This is a genomic window from Bacillus sp. AK25 (genome assembly GCF_048270685.1).
In the GTDB taxonomy this organism is placed as follows: Bacteria; Bacillota; Bacilli; order Bacillales; family Bacillaceae; genus Bacillus; species Bacillus altitudinis.
In genome coordinates this window covers 254,101-271,955 of sequence record NZ_JBLUWC010000001.1, presented here as the reverse complement: position 1 = coordinate 271,955, position 17,855 = coordinate 254,101, and the positions used below count along the sequence as shown (strand labels likewise).

Genomic DNA, 17,855 nt, shown 5'->3' with positions numbered 1-17,855 from the left:
AAGAGTCATAGGTGATTTTTATGATAAAAGTAGGTCTTGTCGATGATTACCGAGTGGATTTAGAAAAGCTGCATGCCATTGTCGGCAGAATGGATGCCGTTGACATCGTTTTTGTGACGCAGTCAGCGGAGGATGCATATGAGAAGGTCAAACAGGGCGACATTGATCTATTGTTTGCAGACATTGAGATGCCTGGCATGTCAGGCTATGAATTAGCAGACCTTATTCACTCTCATGCACTGAATGTAGATGTTGTATTTGTGACAGGAAACAGTGGGTATGCTGTCCATGCCTTTGATTTGAATGTCCATGATTATATTATGAAGCCTTATCAAGCTGATCGAATCGCCAAATCCTTAGAGCGCTACATGTCCACCAAGCAGGAGAAAAGCATTCACGGACGGCTTCTCATCAAGCAGCAATCAGATATCCATGTACTGCAAAAAAAGGATGTCATCTTTGTTGAACGTACTGGCAGGTCGACGACCATTGTCACAACAACAGGAGATATTCAAACATACCAAACTCTCAACGAGTTAAAAGGTGATTTAGCTGAGAAAGACTTTATCCGCTCCCACCGCTCGTTTATCATCAATATTCATTACATCAAGAACTTTTCGGCGTATGCCAAAAATTCATTTATCGTGTCTTTTGAAGGGACTGATAAAAAAGCCATGATGACGAAGCAGCAATTAGAATATTTTAAGAAATACTACTTTTAAGGAGAACGAACGTGAACGCTTTCTATCTTGGATTTCGCATATATACGCTCATCTGGCTGGGTCTTGCAGTTCATGCTGCTGCTAACGCTGTTCTGCCTTTGTCATCAAGCATGGTGTGGCTTCTGACCTTTTGCATCTTGTGCCTTTACACCTTTTTCATTTACAAAAGGTTTTGGCTAGTTATGAGTGGTTACATGATATTAGGCGCTTTTGTGCTCATTACCTGCTCAGGCATTTCACTTTTTCTCACGCACGGAAATGGACTAAGCCATCTTTTAACTGTCATCATCATTTTGACAGCCGATCTCCTTTCCATCAAAATGATGCAAACGGAGCAACGATTAAATGGACGGCTTCAAGAGCTGATTCATGCTGAGTCGAGAACCAATGACTTGCTGCTTGAGCTGCGAAGTAAACACCATGAAACAGCTAGACATTTAAATGCCTTTTCCGCATCGAATGACGAGCATGAGATCAAAGATTTGATTCAGCAATACGTGAAACATTTCCCTTGGATCAAAGGGGAAAATGCTTATTTGGCCTCCACCCTTCATTCCTTTTTCCAGCGGGCTGAAAAAGAGGAGATTGCCCTTTCACTAGATCTTCAAGCACCCTTTTCTTCTCTTCCTTTTTCTAAAGCGGATCAGGTGAGTTTTACTGGCAACCTGCTTGATAACGCATTAGATGCCGCCATTGAAGCGAAGCAAGCTGGGAACGAAGGAAGCATCTCGGTCATGACTTCCATACGGAGCGGGCTCTTTTTGATTCATTGTGAAAACAGTACGAAGGGAATGGAAAAACACGTATTAGATCATCTGTTCAAAACGTTTGGCCGCTCGACAAAAGGCGGTGATCATCAAGGTATGGGTACTTATATCATTCATCAGCTTGTTGAAAAGGCAGACGGCACGCTTGATTTTACGTATCGTTCTCCAAACCTGAGGCTCGTGATCAAGATTCCTCTCACAATGGCATAAAAAATAAGGTGCTGCTTGGCACCTTATTTTTTATATTAAGAAAAGATCTGATCGATTTCGTTGATTTCTTCTTTTGTTAATTGAACATCGTTTGTTTTCAAGTTTTGTAAGACTTGCTCGGCTCGTTTTGCACCAGGAATAATGGCATCAATGCCATCCTGCGCCAATAGCCACGCCAGCGCTACATGTGCTGTTTCGGCATGTTTTGATTGCGCAATGGCCTTCAGTTTGTCTACTTTTTCGAGGTTTTGAAGGAAAGCATCGCCTTGGAAAAGCGGGTCCTTTGCTCGAATATCATCAAATGTCGCATCCTTTGTAAACTTCCCGGTCAACAGGCCTGACGCCAATGGAAAATAAGGGATAAAGGAAATCCCATGCTCCACGCAGTATGGGAGAAGGTCTTGCTCGGCCTGACGTTTCAGCAGAGAATACTCTGATTGAAGCACGTCTAGGTATCCATCTCGATTAAAGGTTTGAAGCTGTTCAAAATCAAGGTTTGATGCCCCAATTGCCCGGATTTTCCCCTCATCCTTCAATTCCTTTAAAGTACCGGCTACTTCATCCAGCGGCGTGCGACCGTCTGGGAAATGCATATAGTACAAATCAATATAATCAGTTTGCAGCCTCTTCAGGCTGTCTTCGACCTGCTGTCTTAAGAAATCACGGCTATTATCCAGTTCGATTTGTCCGTTTACTTCTTTATGAGCCCCTTTTGTCGCAAGAACCAGTTCTTTTCTGCCGCCTCTTTTGGCAATGATCTCGCCAATCAATTCTTCTGAACGGCCCAGCCCATAAATAAAAGCAGAATCTAAGAAATTGACACCATGATCAAGAGCAGTTTCTACTAGCTCCCGCCCTGCATCTTCACTCAGATTCGGGAATAAATTATGCCCGCCTACTGCATTTGTTCCAAGCCCTATCGGATTCACCTGTAAATCAGTTCGTCCAAGCGTTACTTTTTTCAAAAGCTCATCTCCCTTATCTGCTTAATCATCCTTATTTTCCCATGAATCATTTTCAACATTCAAGTATTCTGCTCTCTGAAAATCAATCTGAAGGTGGACGCTTTGAAAGAAAAAGATTCGTATGATGAAGATATACTTAAACGAAAAGAGGTTCTTCACATGACCATTCAAATTGTGATCATCATCGCCATTCTACTTTTAAGGTCAGGCAAGGAAAAAGAAGTTCGTCCAATCAAACTTCTGATAGGTCCGATGATTTTATTAGCTGTTCTTTCTTATTCATTCATGCAGCATGTGCAAATCACTGCTACGGGCCTGCTCGTAATGGCAGTCTTTGTACTTGTAGGTTTTGCAATCGGGCTATGGAGAGGTACACTATATAAAGTAACATTTGATCGTCAGTCAGGGCGTATTACTGCCGCAAGCTCTCTCTATGGAACCCTTTTTTTCATTGGGGTTATCCTGATACGTATGGCAGTTGGCTTATTTGTTCAAGACGGCGGTCATTCGCTGATGATCTTCGCAAATGGCCTGACATTACTGCCAGTCGGAAGCATGATTGGATTGCGGTTCATCCTTTTTAAAAAATATATGGCCCTCAAAGCATCTGCAGCCATTTAACTGACAGACAGGAGTTTTACACATGAATCTTCAGAAGCCACTCGAGCTTTTAGGTCAAATGAGACGAAAAGTAGTGTTAGGTCTTGTGTTGACGTATATGTATATTCAAATGTACGAGCCACTTTCTATAGGCGAATTGGTGTTTCGCACCTTCGCCTATTTGGTGTTTCTTCTTTGTCTTTTTCCAAAAAACAAGCTGGCACCTAAAAAGCAATTTTCCATGCTCTTCTTGATGTGGATACTGACACATCTCCTTTGGATCGTCACAGGACATCTGCAAGACAGTATCGGGCTCACCTTTTTTATGATTGGTTTTATTGCTTTTCGTTTTTCAGAAGCACATCATCCCTATTTATTCGGACTGATCTTTCTCACCAGTGGTGTAAGTTACTACGTGAATGGCCTTTCTTGGAGCATGGTCATCACCCTTCCATTATTCCAGCTGCTTGTGTATACCATTGTCTTGATCTCTAGAATGCGGCGGCGGGAACAAGAATTAAAGGAAGAACACTTCGGAGAACTTCAGCTGGTTCACCGTGAATTGTCAGACGCACATGAGAAATTGAAACAGGCTCATATCGAACTGGAAGAAGCGACGGTTCAGTCATTGCAATTTGCTGTGCTGGAAGAGCGAAGCAGAATTGCACGGGATTTGCATGACAGCATCGGCCACCAATTAACGTCTATGATTGTGCAGCTTCAATCTCTGCCCTACCGCTTAAAACAAGAAATACCTGAACAGATGGCTCAAACATTTGATGAACTGATCTCCATTTCTAAAAACTGTCTCACCGAGGTCCGTTCCGTTGTTCATCATATGGCGTCAGATGATGCAGGACTTGGTCTTGCAGGACTCCGCAGCTTAGTGAAACAAGGAGAAATGACTGGAGAGCTTGAGCTTCACTTTTATACCGATCAGCTCACATATAAAAAATGGCCGCTCGCTATATCTGAACTGTTCTATCGTGTTTTGCAAGAAGCGATCACCAATACAATTCGGCATGCGCAAGCGACCAGGATGAGTATTACATTATGTAACGATGATAAAGAGCTCATCATGCACATTGAAGATGATGGATATGTAAACGGCGGCAGCATATCATACGGGTTTGGCCTGTCAGGTATGAAAGCCCGCTGTGAGGCAGCAGGGGGAACTCTCAAGACCTCCATTCGTGATCCACATGGCTTCTCTATACTTGTTCAAATCCCAATCAAGGAGGATACCCTATCATGAAAAACCCTATTTCAATTGGCATAATTGATGATCAACCGCTGATTCGCCAAGGATTTCGTTATATTGCAAGTGCTCAAGAGGATATTGAAGTTATATGGGAAGCGGCAGACGGTCAGGAAGCAGTGGACCTTTGCGCTAGCCGCAAACCGGATGTCCTGCTGATGGATGTCCAAATGCCTAAAATGGATGGTATCACAGCAACAGAGCACATTTTAAGTCAGCAGCCTGATATCAAAGTTGTCATTCTGACGACCTTTGATACAGAAGAATATGTCTTTGACGGAATCCGTGCAGGAGCAGTCGGTTATTTACTAAAGGACACATCGCCGGAGGAATTAATTGAGGCCATTCGAACGGCTTTTGCTGGCGAATCTGTGTTTAAAACGGCAGCCTCCGAGCATATGATGGCCCAGGCCCTTCAACAGGCAAATGATCGGCACCACACTCATTTTCTTCAAGAATCTTTTACAGAACGGGAACGTGACGTCCTGCAGCAAATGGCTTACGGCTTAAAGAATGAAGACATTGCTGATCAGTTATTTATTAGTGTAAGTACGGTAAAAACGCATGTCCATCGCATTTTGCAGAAATTAAATGCACAAGATCGGACACAAGCTGTCGTCTTCGCTATTCGTCATCGCCTTGTGAAATGAAAAATACCTCCACTTCAAGAATTTTATATAAAAAACATTTAAAACCCATGATAAATAGATAAATTAATTCTAATTAACTAGTATATTTTACTTATTAAATTCCGTTTTTTATAGGTATTTGTGTAAAAATCTATCAAAGATAGGGACTAAAACCTATTCCTCATCACGAATGAAATTCGATAGAATGAATAGTGCAAATCGTCATTAGGAGATTTTCCCCTTTAACACCCGAATATACCATTCTATCTGTTTCTTTTTTCTCAGTCAGATAGCGGGAAGAAAATGACGAAAGAAAAGCAAAGGAGCATCAACTGTGAATCTTAAAAAAATAAGTGCACTCCTCATGATTTCATTCGTGATGATCATCTCTGCAGCCTGCCAGAGCTCAGCAAAATCAACAAAGGCTGACCAAAAATCAACAAAAACAGCAGAGGTAAAAGTGAATAGCTACGAATATACGTTACCAGAAGACTCAACAACTACCTTGCGAGACAATGAATTGGTGTTAAAAGTCAACCTGACGATCACCAACAAAGGTGACAAAGCCCTTTCACTATATAACTCTGATTTCACCCTTTATCAGGACGATGCCAAAGTCTCTGATTTAAAATTCTACGGCAGTAAAGACCGCCTTGATCTTGGGTCCTTGAACAAAGGGAAATCACTATCAGGAGCGCTTTATTTCCTAGTAGATAAAGGCAAAAAATATCAGTTCGTGTACCAAGATAGCATCAAGAAAAACAGCGATTCGATCGAAATGGAACTAGATGGCGAAAAGATACTGGATTCAGCGAAAAAGCTAGATAACCCAGCAAAAGCACTATCTGCTTATACAGATCTCATTGTTTTTGACAAAAAGAATGATCAATTCTCAGAATTAACAGGTGACAATCAATCAGATGTCGTTAATAAATATCACGAAATGTTTGTGAAAGACTTTAAGAGAAGTGCAGGCATATATGGAAACGAAGTCAGTGACCGCGATATTTTATCCATGTACAAACGCATGCAAAATACAATGAAGGATAAAGCGAAAGTGGAAACAAGTGTGAAAACCATCTCAGATGACGAAGCGAAGGTTGTCGCTCAAGTAACCGGTATTGATGCTTCTAACTTAAAAGACAAACTAGACAAACAAAGAGATGAGTTTTACAACGGCAAAATCCGTTCGAAAGAAGAATTGTATAAGAAAAGCTTGAATATGTACGCATCTGAGTTTGAAAAGCTTCCTCCAGTCTCAAGCCCTGCTGAGTATGAAGTGAAAATGAAACGTAACGGAGATGGTCAGTGGAAAATTGACCTCAATGATTATAATACAGAGCAATACATGAGTGGTTTTATTAAAACAAGATGATGAAAAAAAGACGCTGGCTCCTTGAAAGGTGCCGCGTCTTTTTTCATGCTATGATACAGTCGTCTCTTGCTCTTCTTTGACCGCTTTTTCAATGTCTTTAAATCGGCTCGATACAGTGGACGCACTAATGCCATACTTTTTAGCAACTTGTGCTTGAGAAAGCGGGGCATCGCTTGCAAGTGAATGAATATAATATTCGATTCCCGCAGCAAATGACGCCGCTTTACGGATCACAGGTGCTTTCTGATCACAGTAAGCTTTCCAAACCGTTAAAGCGCCATCTGTCAGGCTTTGGTCACCGTGCTCTTTCATCCCGTCTTCAATCAGCTTGGCTGTTTCCAGCTGAACGTCACTAGCCCAGTCCATCCGATCTGCTGATAGCCCTACTGTACTTCCTTCTGTTTGAGCAGGCGCTTCTGTTTCTTCAACTTCTTGCTTCGCAAACATACACTTCAGCACTTCAGGGAAGGCTTCTCTCATAAATGTGCTGCGTGCTCCTCCGTTTGCCTCATGTGCTTCAACGAGCTGGCGAACCTGAAGAAGAAGCGTATCAGTAAACTCTTTCGCAAACATCGTATATTGAATGAAAAACTCTGCCTTTTCTTCAAACTGAACAGGGAAACCTAGAACAAGACTACCTTTCTCTGGCAGCACAGTTTGATCCGGCTTCACATCAACTTCAACCTTCTCAGCTGTCACCATATTCTCAAAGTAAAGAGACTCGTCCGTTTTTTCATTTAATAAAAGCAAAGATGGCTCCATGTCTGTCCAAGATTCAACCACTTGTCTTGTTTTAGGACGGGTAATATCTTCTGCTTTTTTTGTCAGGAATTCTTGGAAGATGGTCTCTTTCTTATCTGTTAATGGGCGGAAGAAGATGCCCCATACACTCAAATGAAAGACTGAGATTTGTTGCGTTTCTTTATCCATATCTGCTAGGAAAGAAAACTCATTAATGAATTGATTGATCGCTCTCTGATGCTTAGAGAACGCATAATTCATTAAATCCTTTTGAACTTGTACAGCTTCCTTAAACACAAGCTCAGACGTTTGTTCTCCGCCTGACTTTTGACCACAGCAATGTTTATATTTTTTTCCGCTTCCGCATGGGCAGAGCGCATTTCGTTTAATTTTTCCCAAAATAAAACCTCCGACATTCTAGTCTAACCTCACTATTTTAACAAACGATTGCACAGGAGAGTTTTATTTTCAAGAAAAAAGAAAAATCAGAATGATCAGATAAATAACAAAGACGTCTAAAAGAGCAAGGCGGCTCATAGTCAAAAGCACTCTGTCTCTGTTTATTTTCTCCAATCATTCCAATAGATTTCCCTCAGCTCATCCCTTCGAATAGCTGCTTTGCTTCAAAATAAAAGATTTGCACGAACTTTTTCGTATTGACTCTGCCTGTTGACCCTGCAGATGAAGAAGTCTTCTGCATTTCTTTCATCCTTTGGCTGACATCAGTGAAATCAAAAAACTTCGACGCATAGTGCTCAAATTTAGGATTTGAAAAATCTGTGAGCCCAAGTGATGCGAAATGATTTAAGGAATGATGGATGGCTCGTCTAATTCGCTGCTCTGCTGCTTTCACTTCCCGCATCACTTCCACATCCGCCGCACCACGACCAAGCTTTCGTTCCGCCGTTTTGATAAATAGTTGCTTTAATGGCGGAAAATTCACCTCATGAGAATTGGCTGTCTGCGTTTCATGTAAGTAGATCAAGATCTCTAGTAAATCCTTAGAGCCACTCTCTCCGACAATTCCTAATTCAGATAGGAGGAATTCCCCTGCCTCTTTCATCGTTCTTCGCTTTGATCCAGTACCTGTCTCATGAGAAATCACTGGCTCTAATGGCAGCACATGCCGAAGAGAAGCTTGAATATCGTAAATTGATTTTTCGAGCTTGATCCGCTCCATGACCTTTCGAATGACACTGACAATCTCAATTCGATTGACGGGTTTATGAATATAATATTCAATTCCAAGTTCATAGGCTTCTGCCATCATCTCTTTTGCTTCTACTTGAGATATCATGATGACCTTTCCTTTGAATTCAGGGTGAATATGACGTATGGTTTGAATGCCGTCTCTAGCTGGCATTAAAAGATCAATCAGAAGGATGTCTACTTTTTTCAGGTTCAATGAATGCGCTTCTAATCCAATGCCGTCATCAGCTTCATCCACGACCTCTCCTAGATCCTCATCCTCAATGATCTGACCTAAAATCGAGCGTATTGCACGATCATCATCTGCAATGAAAAATCGCATACACTCACCCTCTCTGTATTAAATTTTTTATCGGAAGGACAAGCTGAAAAGCTGTTCCTTTCGTTTCTTTCTGCTCAATCTGGATTTGACCGTCCAGCTCTTGAACCAGCTCTCTCACATAGGATAAGCCAATCCCAGTTGACGGTGTTCCATATGCATCAAATTTTGAGGTATATCCAGGATCAAATACAATCTCTCTCAATTTCTCAGGGATACCCGGTCCATCATCCTCGACCCGAATCTCTATTTTATCATGACTGCCTTTTAATACGAGTGAGATGGCTCCATCATCCTTGATTGCTTCAACTGCATTTGCCATTAAATTATTAATCAGCGATAAGAAAATGAACACATGATACTCATGCAAGTGAATGCCTTTTATATCAGATGTAAAGGAAATGTTCTTCCCGAGAGATAGCGCATATTTCTCTTGAATGCGAATCACGATTTGAACAAGATCCTCTGCCCTCATATAATCTTGCATATTTTCCTTTGAAATCAGCTTTGAAAGCCCAGCGTAAATACGCTGATTGTCCTTTTTGACTTCATGTATTTCCCCTGCAAGCTTCAGCAGCTCCTGACTCACTTTCTTTCCTGCCTCATGTTCATTCAGCAGACGATAGAGCCGATAGGATTCTTGCGTTATGTGCTCTGTATGATTTAACGTTTTCTTTAAATGAACTGTTTCCTCATATAAATTTGAAATGACCATCATCATATGCTCATTTTGCTTCATGATTTGTTTCTCTCTTGATTGTGCCTCATACAGCCTCATCATATTAAAAAAGCTGATGACCACGAAGCTGTGAGCAAATGCAATGAGGATCATATCACTCAGCTTTGAGAAAGTCATGGTTGTATCAAACACTAAAAATTGTACAAACAGCTCAACAAAATCAGCCAGCAGTTCAATCATCAGTCCGATCAGCCCAATAAAAATGGAACGTTGCTTGAAACGTCCTGTACGGACAACAAAGAAAAGAAAAGCATAAGTAAAGTAAAAAAAGAAGCTCGGAAACTGCTGATAAAATGACAGAGCCAGATCAGCTTTTTGCTGAATAAGATCTAAACCTACCCGAAATAGGACAATGGCTGCGCCTGTTAAAAACCCTGGCAGCAATGGTCTTGATTTTCTTAAAAGTAATAAGCAAAAGAAAAACGCAGGTGCCCCAAAACTAATACGAAATGTTTCATTCACAGGATAAAACTTCAGCTCTCCCGCAAGCGGCACAATGACGATCATAAAAATCAAAATAAATGCGTCTTTTTTGACAAGCTGGTTTAAACTCAAATGACTGACATCCCTTCCCCTGTTTACATAGCCACAGTATACAAGGAGACTCTTTGCTTCACAATGAGCAAAAAAATTATTTTCACGGCTACTTCTCTCTTCAAAATCATTTTTTATGACTATTCTCCGAGAAGGCATGGTGACCTTTCAGCTATTCTACGATTTGGAGATTGTCTACAATAATGGGAATTGTTTAGACAATTGCATGCAGACTGATTTTTATTTGTAAGTTTTTCTGTAGATTTTCGTCAGATTGTGTAGTTTCCAAGATAAATTGAATGAACAATTTTAGTGAAACTATATGTAAGCGTTTTCTGAATTTTCACTAAAAACCCTTTTTGTTGTTTCGCCGCCAAAGCCTTCATTTGAACATATATTTAGGTGTAAAGGAGTGGTACAAGCAGCGCATGACAAGTTCTTTGAAGATGTGTAACATGTTTTCGTGCCTATTTGATCGCATTTTTTGTCATCCGCCAATTCAATAGGGTACTTTTTGATTTTTGATTGGAGGAATCGTATGAAAACAGCAATTTCTAATAATACACAACACGCATGCCAGTCTTCTGTTGATCAATGGGCAGAAGAAATACGTCCGTATTACAAAAACGGGCAGAACGCTGGCTACATTCCAGCACTCGGAAAAGTAAATTCCTCTCAACTTGGTATCAGCGTGATAGGCCCAGATGGATCATCTGTACGTTATGGTGATTGGGACGTTCCCTTTACCCTGCAAAGTATCTCAAAAGTCATCAGCTTTATAGCTGCCTGTTTAGGAAGAGGCGTTCCGTACGTCTTGGATCGGGTAGATGTAGAGCCAACTGGTGATGCATTTAATTCGATCTACCGCCTTGAGATGCATAAACCAGGGAAGCCCTTTAATCCAATGATTAATGCTGGAGCTATTACCGTATCCTCCATCCTTCCTGGAAAGACTTCTACAGAAAAGCTAGCATATATTTTCGATTTAATCGAAAACTTAATAGGTAAGCGTCCTTCTGTTAATGAAGAGGTTTATCAATCAGAATGGGCAACTGCACACCGCAACCGGGCACTTGCTTATTATTTAAAAGAAACCAATTACTTAGAATCAGATGTCGAGGACACGTTAGAAGTGTATTTAAAGCAATGTTCCATTGAGGTCACAACAGAGGACATCGCCTTGATTGGACTGATTATTTCAAGTGATGGCTACCATCCCTTTAAACAAGTCCAAGTCATCCCAAAAGATATCGCAAGACTAACAAAGGCATTGATGCTGACATGCGGCATGTACAATGCGTCTGGTAATTTTGCTGCTTTCGTAGGCGTTCCAGCCAAAAGTGGTGTGTCTGGAGGAATCATGGCTTGCGTTCCGCCAAGCGCAAGAAGAGAATTCCCATTTCAGACAGGCTGCGGTATCGGCATTTATGGTCCTGCCATTGACGATTGTGGAAATAGTATTACCGGTGTCATGATGCTGAAGAAACTCGCTAAAGAGTGGGATCTCAGTATTTTTTAAAAAGAACAGTGATGAAATCGAAGAGGTGATGTTATGAATGGTTTATTAACAACAACAAATGGTTTTCTATGGTCATATATTATTGTTGCACTATTAATTCTTGTAGGCCTTTATTTTACATTTAGAACTCGTTTCCTTCAGATTCGTATGCTCAAGGAAATGGTCATCGTTCTGAAAGAAGGAACAAATAAACAAAAATCTGGTGTGTCACCATTCCAAGCGTTCGCTATTAGTATGGCCGCTCGAGTTGGAACAGGAAATATTACTGGTATCGCGATCGCTATTGCCATGGGTGGTCCTGGTGCTATTTTCTGGATGTGGATTCTCGCAATTATTGGTTCCGCCTCTAGTTTTGTTGAAAGTACACTTGCCCAAGTCTATAAAACAAAGGATGGGTCAGGCTTTCGCGGAGGTCCAGCGTACTACATTGAAAAAGGCTTAAAGAAACGCTGGATGGGGATTTTATTTGCCGTATTGATTACTATTTCTTTCGGTATTGTCTTTAACGCTGTACAGTCGAATACCATTACCATTGCTTTTGAAAATTCATTTGGCACAAACCGATTGATGGTTGGAGTCATTATGGCTGTTGGATTTAGCTTGATCATTTTCGGCGGTGTCAAAACGATCGCAAAGATGGCAGAATATATTGTCGTCTTCTTAGCTGTTGCATATATTGGGATTGCTCTATTTGTCATGATCACAAACATTACCGAACTGCCTGGTGTTGTACATACCATTATCACCCATGCATTTGGCATTGAACAATTTGCAGGAGGTACGATGGGTGCTGTCATCATGGAAGGGATCAAGCGGGGTCTCTTTTCAAACGAAGCGGGGATGGGTAGTGCGCCGAATGCAGCTGCGGCTGCCGTGACTAGTCACCCTGTAAAGCAAGGGCTCATTCAAGCATTTGGTGTTTTAACTGATACCCTGATTATTTGTACAAGTACTGCTTTTATTGTCCTTTTCTCTAATGCATATAAAACAACCAAATTAACTGGTATCGAACTTACTCAGGCTTCTTTAAGTGAACACATTGGTCCTTGGGCTTCTGGTGTACTTGCCATTATGGTCTTCTTGTTTGCGTTTAGTACGTTAATCGGAAATTATTACTATGGTGAAACAAACATAGAGTTCCTTAAATCAAGCAAGGCGTGGCTCATTGGATACCGTATTGCCGTTATTGCAATGGTCTTATTCGGTGCTGTGGCAAGTGTTCCTTTTGTTTGGAACCTCGCCGACTTATTCATGGGACTCATGGTCATCGTCAACCTCATTGCCATTACCATGTTGTCCAAAGTCGCCTTTGCAGCATTGAAAGATTATACGAGACAGAAAAAAGAAGGAAAAGATCCTGTCTTTTATAAAAATGCTGTTCCAAACAATGAAAGCATTGAATGCTGGGACGACGAACCGGTTTCCTTGAAAAAGAATCAAATCGGATAAAACAAATAAGCTCTGGTCATATGATCAGAGCTTATTTCTTTATGTTAAAAATTCGAGTATGAGCTTATTCACGACATCTGGTTTTTCATGATTGATCCAATGAGTGGCATCATCGACAAAAATCAGCTGTCCATTTGGGCAAATTTTGATCGTTTCTTTTGCGAGCTTTCTGCTTAAAAACTTGTCCTCCATTCCCCAGATCATGCGGACAGGCACGAGAATTCGTTTGGAAATCGGTTTTTCAAAGCCGCCTTTTTTAATACCTCGATACCAATTCAACATAGACGTAATGGCTCCAGGCTGTGTCCATGCCAACTTATAGCTTGAGACATCTTCTTTTGTAAACAAATGAGGTCTAGCAGACAGTCCAATGGCTTCATCCAGTCTTTGAAAGTGATTTTCTTGAAGGGCTGCCTCTGGTACATTTGGAAGCTGAAAGAACGCGATATAAGAGCTTTTCTTCCACTGCGGCGGATAAAACGGAAGGACCTTCATCATCACACGAGGATGCGGCATGTTGACGATGATTAATTTTTCTACATATTGAGAACGGGTTGAAGCAAGATGCCAAGCAACAGCTCCACCCCAATCATGTCCGCCGACAATAGCCTTTTGATTTGGGCTCAGCGCCTTAATTAATCCCACGATATCATCTCTTAATTTGTCTAAGACGTATGATTCGACTCCTTCTGGTTTGTCACTCAGATGGTATCCCCTTTGATCAGGAACAACGACACGATACCCCGCCTCAGCTAGGGGGAGGATTTGATTTTTCCAACCATACCAAAACTCAGGAAATCCATGCAGCAGGACCAGCAGTGGGCCATCTTCAGGACCAGCCATTGCTGTATGGAGCTTTATGCCGTTTGTTTGAATATATTGAAACTCAACTTGATCCATTCCTTTTCCACCCTTTCCCCATGTCTTATCATTCTTCCAACATAGCATATTTTCCATTTTTCAGAAAATAAAAACACTCACAAAAAAACCTTCACAAGGGTGAAGGTCTCAGATTACTGACAAAGGGCTAAAATGAACTTTATTTTAGCACTTTGTCTTCTTTTCAGCGTGATAGAAAACCTTTGCAGTCTAGGAAGGACGAGTACTGGCGCGGAGCGAATTTCACATTCGTGAGCACCAGCACGCAGGACTGACAAAGAATGCGAGGGTTTGTCTACACGCTGAAACCTTCACAAGGGTGAAGGTCTTTATTTATTTCATATAATTCAGCACCCATATCAGACCATTCTTCCGATCTTGTACTTGTCCATGAAGTGCGCCAAAAAACGTATCCTGTAATTCTACAAGGACATCTCCGTCAGCTTCAAGCGCCTCGTATACAGCCTTTAACTCTTCCTCATTGTCAAACTGCATGATCAATCGAAGATTCTCCGGTTTTGGTGTGCGGCCAAATGTATCTGAAAAGTGGAGCAGTGATTCTCCCAAGGTGTAGCTCAGCATGCAATACACGGTCTTGATGTTCATTTAAGATACGAATATCTCCGCCAAAAATTCCTTGATAATATTGAAGAGATTCTTTGACGTCTTCTACGACAATATAAGGACTAACGCTGATCATTTCCCTCATCCTCCTCTTGTTCCGTTCATTATCTCTTATATAGCTTATCCCAAATCGTATGAAAAAAGGCACAAATCGTCAACGGATTTGCACCTTTTTCTCAAGCAGATTTCGCTAATTCACTGTGTTTGTTAGAATATGCTGCGTACATGACGACACCGATCATCAGCCAAACCCCGAAGTACAGCCATGTCCGGCCTGGTAAATTGAGCATCAGGAACACACAACAGCCCATCGAGATAATTGGCAAAACCGGTACAAACGGAACCCGGAATCCCCTTTCCAGCTGTTTATGTGTCTTTCTCAAAATGAGTACGGATAAACTCACCATCGCAAACGTTAATAATGCACCGATATTGGCTAGGTTGGACAGATCCTTCAAATCAATAAACCCTGAAATAACAGCTGTCATTCCGCCAATCACCCATATACTTGCAACAGGTGTATCACTTTTGTTTGTTTTTGAAAACACTTTAGGCAAGAGCCCGTCCCGCCCCATCGCAAAAGCAATTCGAGTTGCCGCATAATTATTGGCGAAAATCACAGCCATCAATCCAATTACAGCACCGACAGAAATAATACCAGCCACGCTATGTTGATGGACACTTTGCAATACATAAGACATTGCCTCTGTCACATTCAACTTCGTATAGTGCACCATGCCTGTCATGACCAAACAAACGACAATATAAATGATCGTACAAATGAGCAATGAACCAATAATGCCAATTGGCAGGTTCCGCTGTGGATTTTTCACCTCTTCTGCAGAAGCCGAAATGGCATCGAATCCTAAAAAGGCAAAAAACACAGCAGCGGCTCCAGCAATAATCCCTTCCGTACCAAACGGCATGAACGGCTGCCAATTGGCTGGCTCTACATAAAAACCACCTACTACAATGAAAAGAACAATAATGCCAAGTTTCACAAACACCATGATATTATTGAATTTTTTACTTTCTTTCGTTCCTCTAGATAGGATCCACGCAATGAGTAAAGCAATGATAATTGCTGGCAAATTCATATATCCGCCTTGTTCTGGACCAGCTAAAAATTGATGTGGAATTGAGATTCCAAACCCCTCCAGCAGGCTGTTAAAATAACTCGACCAGCCACTCGCTACAGCTGAAGCAGTCAGCATATAAACAGATAATAACGTCCATCCCATGAGATGACCTACGAGTTCACCCATTGTGGTATATGAATAAATGTACGCACTGCCGAACACAGGCAGCGCAGAAGCCATTTCTGCATAACAAAGTGCTGCTAAACTGCACACAATCGCTGCAATCGCAAAGGAGAAAATAACAGCCGGTCCTGCATCCTTAGCTGCTGTAATTCCGGTTAACACCATGACCCCCGTCCCAATCACAGCCCCTATGCCAAGGAGCGTGAGATCAAGCCCGCCCAGTGTTTTCTTTACCTTTTGCTGTCTGCTCTGTTCTAACAAATCGTGAATGTGTTTCTTACGAAGTATATGTCGCAAACCCTTTCCCTCCAAAACGTTAGAAAAACAAAAAAATCATTCAAATTTCATTATAGCAGAATAGGTCCTATGCATTCACAACCAATTCACGTAAATCTTTCTTCATGATTTTACCAAGTTTATTTTTTGGCAGATCCTGCGTGAAATGAATGGATGGCACTTTGTAATCTGCTAAACGTTCCTTGCAGTAATTCAACACATCTTCTTCGCAGAAATCGACAGATTCGTCTTTTACGATATACGCACTTGGTACTTCACCATATAAGTCATCTGGTACCCCAATGACAGCAGATTCAATTACACCTGGAATTTGATCAATGACCTCTTCCACTTGGTCAGGATAAATATTATCCCCACCGTATAGAATCACATCTTTGTATCTCCCTGTGATGTAAAGAAAACCGTCTTCATCCAGATAGCCTGCATCCCCCATATGGAACCAGCCATCTTTGAGCACTTTCTCTGTCGCTTCAGGTTGATGATAGTAGCCTAAGAAATAAAATGGGCTTCTCATGACGACCTCGCCAATTTCTCCAGTTGGCAGCGCCTCCTCTGTCTCAGGATGCACGATTTTGACTTCTACATCCGGATCCACTTTACCAGCAGAGCCCATCTTATCCTCGCCCATCGCTGGATGCCACGCACTCACAACCCACGCTTCCGTACTTCCATAGCCATGCATCATCTGAATGCCTACTTCTTTGTAATCTTTAATTAAGCGTACCGGTACCTTCGTACCACCAGAAATCGCAATTTCAAAAGATGAGAGATCGTACGAACCGCGCTTCATTTCTTCTAGCATGTACGTATAAGCTGATGGGAAAGCCATCATAAACGTAATTCTTTCTTTCTCAATCGTTTCTAAAATGCGTTTCGGTGTTGCATCATGTAAGAAGACTAACGTATACCCTTCAATTGCAGCTGCAATCAAGTGATTAATAGAACTCATATGATACAGCGGATGACTTGCCAAGTACCGTTTTCCTTTCAGATCAAATCCTCGATTCCCACGTCTTGTTAAAAATTGATAGATTCGTCCATGTCCGACCATACAGCCTTTTGGATTACCTGTTGTACCTGAAGTGAATAAAATCATGGCCAAATCTTCTTCTGATACCTGTTCAGCAAGATCACTTCCATCATTAGACGCCAATATGTCTTCAAACAGCTGTGTTGTTTTCGCATTGACACCAGATTCCACCATGAGACAATCTTCTAAAGACACATTTACTGCCGCAATGATGTCACGGAATTCACGGTCAAAAAATAAAGCCTTTGGCTCTGCTTTTTTCAAGATACCTTCTAGCTCAAAAGAGGTAAGCTGCCAGCTAAGCGGTACGGCGACAGCACCTGCTTTAATGGCTGCGAGCATAATCGTAGAAAAGTGATGATGGTTTTGACAAATAAAGCACACCCGGTCACCTTTTCGAATTCCTTTACGATGTAAGTAATGTGCTAGCTGATCAATGCGTTTTGCATATTCTTCAAATGTATAAGACACACCTCCGCCAGTTACCGCTTCAATTTGTGAAGAGCGTTCCATTCTGTCGTTTAGTAATGCCTGTAAAGTATTCAATATCTTCATCTCCAAACGTTTGATGTCCAATAGCCAATTTCCAGTGAATTGGATTGGCAGATTTTATCTCATTCACATTCTAAAATAAAAAAAGGTGAAAGTAAAATCATTTCATTTTGGAATTGTTCCTTTTATTAATTGATAATATAGGTAATTTTATAGCCGTCTTCCATTTTGGTTT

Annotated in this window: 15 protein-coding genes and 1 pseudogene; 8 read left to right on the top strand and 8 right to left on the bottom strand. The window is 41.4% G+C overall.

Annotation, left to right across the window (positions count from 1 at the left end):
- Window positions 1-20: 20 nt before the first annotated feature.
- Entirely contained in the window at window positions 21-722 is a 702-nt protein-coding gene (locus ACNO7B_RS01510) for a LytR/AlgR family response regulator transcription factor (protein WP_007498366.1), read from the top strand.
- A 182-nt stretch (window positions 723-904) separates the two neighbouring features.
- Window positions 905-1,699 (top strand): sensor histidine kinase, encoded by a 795-nt coding sequence (locus ACNO7B_RS01505; RefSeq protein WP_235701417.1) that lies wholly within the window; start codon window positions 905-907, stop codon window positions 1,697-1,699.
- A 35-nt stretch (window positions 1,700-1,734) separates the two neighbouring features.
- Here ACNO7B_RS01505 and ACNO7B_RS01500 read toward each other — a convergent pair whose 3' ends face one another.
- Window positions 1,735-2,664 carry an aldo/keto reductase gene (locus tag ACNO7B_RS01500; protein WP_008342143.1) on the bottom strand — a complete coding sequence of 310 codons (930 nt, stop codon included), beginning with the start codon at window positions 2,662-2,664 and terminating at the stop codon, window positions 1,735-1,737.
- Window positions 2,665-2,757: 93 nt separating this feature from the next.
- On the opposite strand from ACNO7B_RS01500, the gene ACNO7B_RS01495 reads away from it, so the two are divergent.
- The 4 genes from ACNO7B_RS01495 (at window position 2,758) to ACNO7B_RS01480 (ending at window position 6,526) form a co-directional block, all read left to right on the top strand.
- Window positions 2,758-3,285, top strand: a complete 528-nt coding sequence (locus ACNO7B_RS01495) for a DUF1453 domain-containing protein (protein WP_417901067.1) — start codon at window positions 2,758-2,760, stop codon at window positions 3,283-3,285.
- Between the two features lie 22 nt (window positions 3,286-3,307).
- A complete protein-coding gene (locus ACNO7B_RS01490; RefSeq protein WP_417901066.1) occupies window positions 3,308-4,519 on the top strand; it encodes a sensor histidine kinase in 1,212 nt (403 codons plus the stop codon).
- Complete coding sequence (locus ACNO7B_RS01485) at window positions 4,516-5,172, top strand: response regulator transcription factor (RefSeq protein WP_007498386.1); 657 nt, start codon at window positions 4,516-4,518, stop codon at window positions 5,170-5,172. Before ACNO7B_RS01490 ends, ACNO7B_RS01485 begins: the two co-directional genes overlap by 4 nt.
- A gap of 313 nt (window positions 5,173-5,485) precedes the next feature.
- Window positions 5,486-6,526, top strand: a complete 1,041-nt coding sequence (locus tag ACNO7B_RS01480) for a DUF4352 domain-containing protein (protein ID WP_035703073.1) — start codon at window positions 5,486-5,488, stop codon at window positions 6,524-6,526.
- Between the two features lie 48 nt (window positions 6,527-6,574).
- Here ACNO7B_RS01480 and ACNO7B_RS01475 read toward each other — a convergent pair whose 3' ends face one another.
- The 3 genes from ACNO7B_RS01475 to ACNO7B_RS01465 form a co-directional block, all read right to left on the bottom strand.
- Entirely contained in the window at window positions 6,575-7,666 is a 1,092-nt protein-coding gene (locus ACNO7B_RS01475) for an SEC-C metal-binding domain-containing protein (RefSeq protein ID WP_024719014.1), read from the bottom strand.
- Window positions 7,667-7,859: 193 nt separating this feature from the next.
- Window positions 7,860-8,798: a response regulator gene (locus tag ACNO7B_RS01470; RefSeq protein WP_024719015.1), complete on the bottom strand. Its 939-nt coding sequence runs from the start codon at window positions 8,796-8,798 to the stop codon at window positions 7,860-7,862.
- Between the two features lie 4 nt (window positions 8,799-8,802).
- Window positions 8,803-10,089 (bottom strand): sensor histidine kinase, encoded by a 1,287-nt coding sequence (locus ACNO7B_RS01465; RefSeq protein WP_017358607.1) that lies wholly within the window; start codon window positions 10,087-10,089, stop codon window positions 8,803-8,805.
- Window positions 10,090-10,606: 517 nt separating this feature from the next.
- Here ACNO7B_RS01465 and ACNO7B_RS01460 point away from each other — a divergent pair.
- Together ACNO7B_RS01460 and ACNO7B_RS01455 are read left to right on the top strand one after the other, a co-directional pair.
- Complete coding sequence (locus tag ACNO7B_RS01460) at window positions 10,607-11,587, top strand: glutaminase (RefSeq protein ID WP_008342152.1); 981 nt, start codon at window positions 10,607-10,609, stop codon at window positions 11,585-11,587.
- Window positions 11,588-11,620: 33 nt separating this feature from the next.
- Window positions 11,621-13,036 (top strand): alanine/glycine:cation symporter family protein, encoded by a 1,416-nt coding sequence (locus ACNO7B_RS01455; protein WP_113747528.1) that lies wholly within the window; start codon window positions 11,621-11,623, stop codon window positions 13,034-13,036.
- Between the two features lie 39 nt (window positions 13,037-13,075).
- Here ACNO7B_RS01455 and ACNO7B_RS01450 read toward each other — a convergent pair whose 3' ends face one another.
- The 4 genes and pseudogenes from ACNO7B_RS01450 to ACNO7B_RS01435 all read right to left on the bottom strand — a co-directional run bounded on the left by ACNO7B_RS01450 (window position 13,076) and on the right by ACNO7B_RS01435 (window position 17,674).
- Window positions 13,076-13,936 carry an alpha/beta fold hydrolase gene (locus ACNO7B_RS01450; RefSeq protein ID WP_065459765.1) on the bottom strand — a complete coding sequence of 287 codons (861 nt, stop codon included), beginning with the start codon at window positions 13,934-13,936 and terminating at the stop codon, window positions 13,076-13,078.
- A gap of 312 nt (window positions 13,937-14,248) precedes the next feature.
- A pseudogene (locus ACNO7B_RS01445) lies at window positions 14,249-14,615 on the bottom strand (VOC family protein).
- Between the two features lie 100 nt (window positions 14,616-14,715).
- A complete protein-coding gene (locus tag ACNO7B_RS01440; RefSeq protein ID WP_017358611.1) occupies window positions 14,716-16,098 on the bottom strand; it encodes an amino acid permease in 1,383 nt (460 codons plus the stop codon).
- Between the two features lie 67 nt (window positions 16,099-16,165).
- Window positions 16,166-17,674, bottom strand: a complete 1,509-nt coding sequence (locus ACNO7B_RS01435) for a class I adenylate-forming enzyme family protein (RefSeq protein ID WP_417901065.1) — start codon at window positions 17,672-17,674, stop codon at window positions 16,166-16,168.
- Window positions 17,675-17,855: the final 181 nt, after the last annotated feature.

Excerpts from the sequence above, each read along its gene's own strand:
- ACNO7B_RS01450 (WP_065459765.1), bottom strand. The coding sequence starts at position 13,936 with ATGGATCAAGTTGAGTTTCAATATATTCAAACAAACGGCATAAAGCTC.
- ACNO7B_RS01455 (WP_113747528.1), top strand. The coding sequence starts at position 11,621 with ATGAATGGTTTATTAACAACAACAAATGGTTTTCTATGGTCATATATT.
- ACNO7B_RS01505 (WP_235701417.1), top strand. The coding sequence starts at position 905 with ATGAGTGGTTACATGATATTAGGCGCTTTTGTGCTCATTACCTGCTCA.
- ACNO7B_RS01490 (WP_417901066.1), top strand. The coding sequence starts at position 3,308 with ATGAATCTTCAGAAGCCACTCGAGCTTTTAGGTCAAATGAGACGAAAA.
- ACNO7B_RS01460 (WP_008342152.1), top strand. The coding sequence starts at position 10,607 with ATGAAAACAGCAATTTCTAATAATACACAACACGCATGCCAGTCTTCT.
- ACNO7B_RS01485 (WP_007498386.1), top strand. The coding sequence starts at position 4,516 with ATGAAAAACCCTATTTCAATTGGCATAATTGATGATCAACCGCTGATT.
- ACNO7B_RS01510 (WP_007498366.1), top strand. The coding sequence starts at position 21 with ATGATAAAAGTAGGTCTTGTCGATGATTACCGAGTGGATTTAGAAAAG.
- ACNO7B_RS01470 (WP_024719015.1), bottom strand. The coding sequence starts at position 8,798 with ATGCGATTTTTCATTGCAGATGATGATCGTGCAATACGCTCGATTTTA.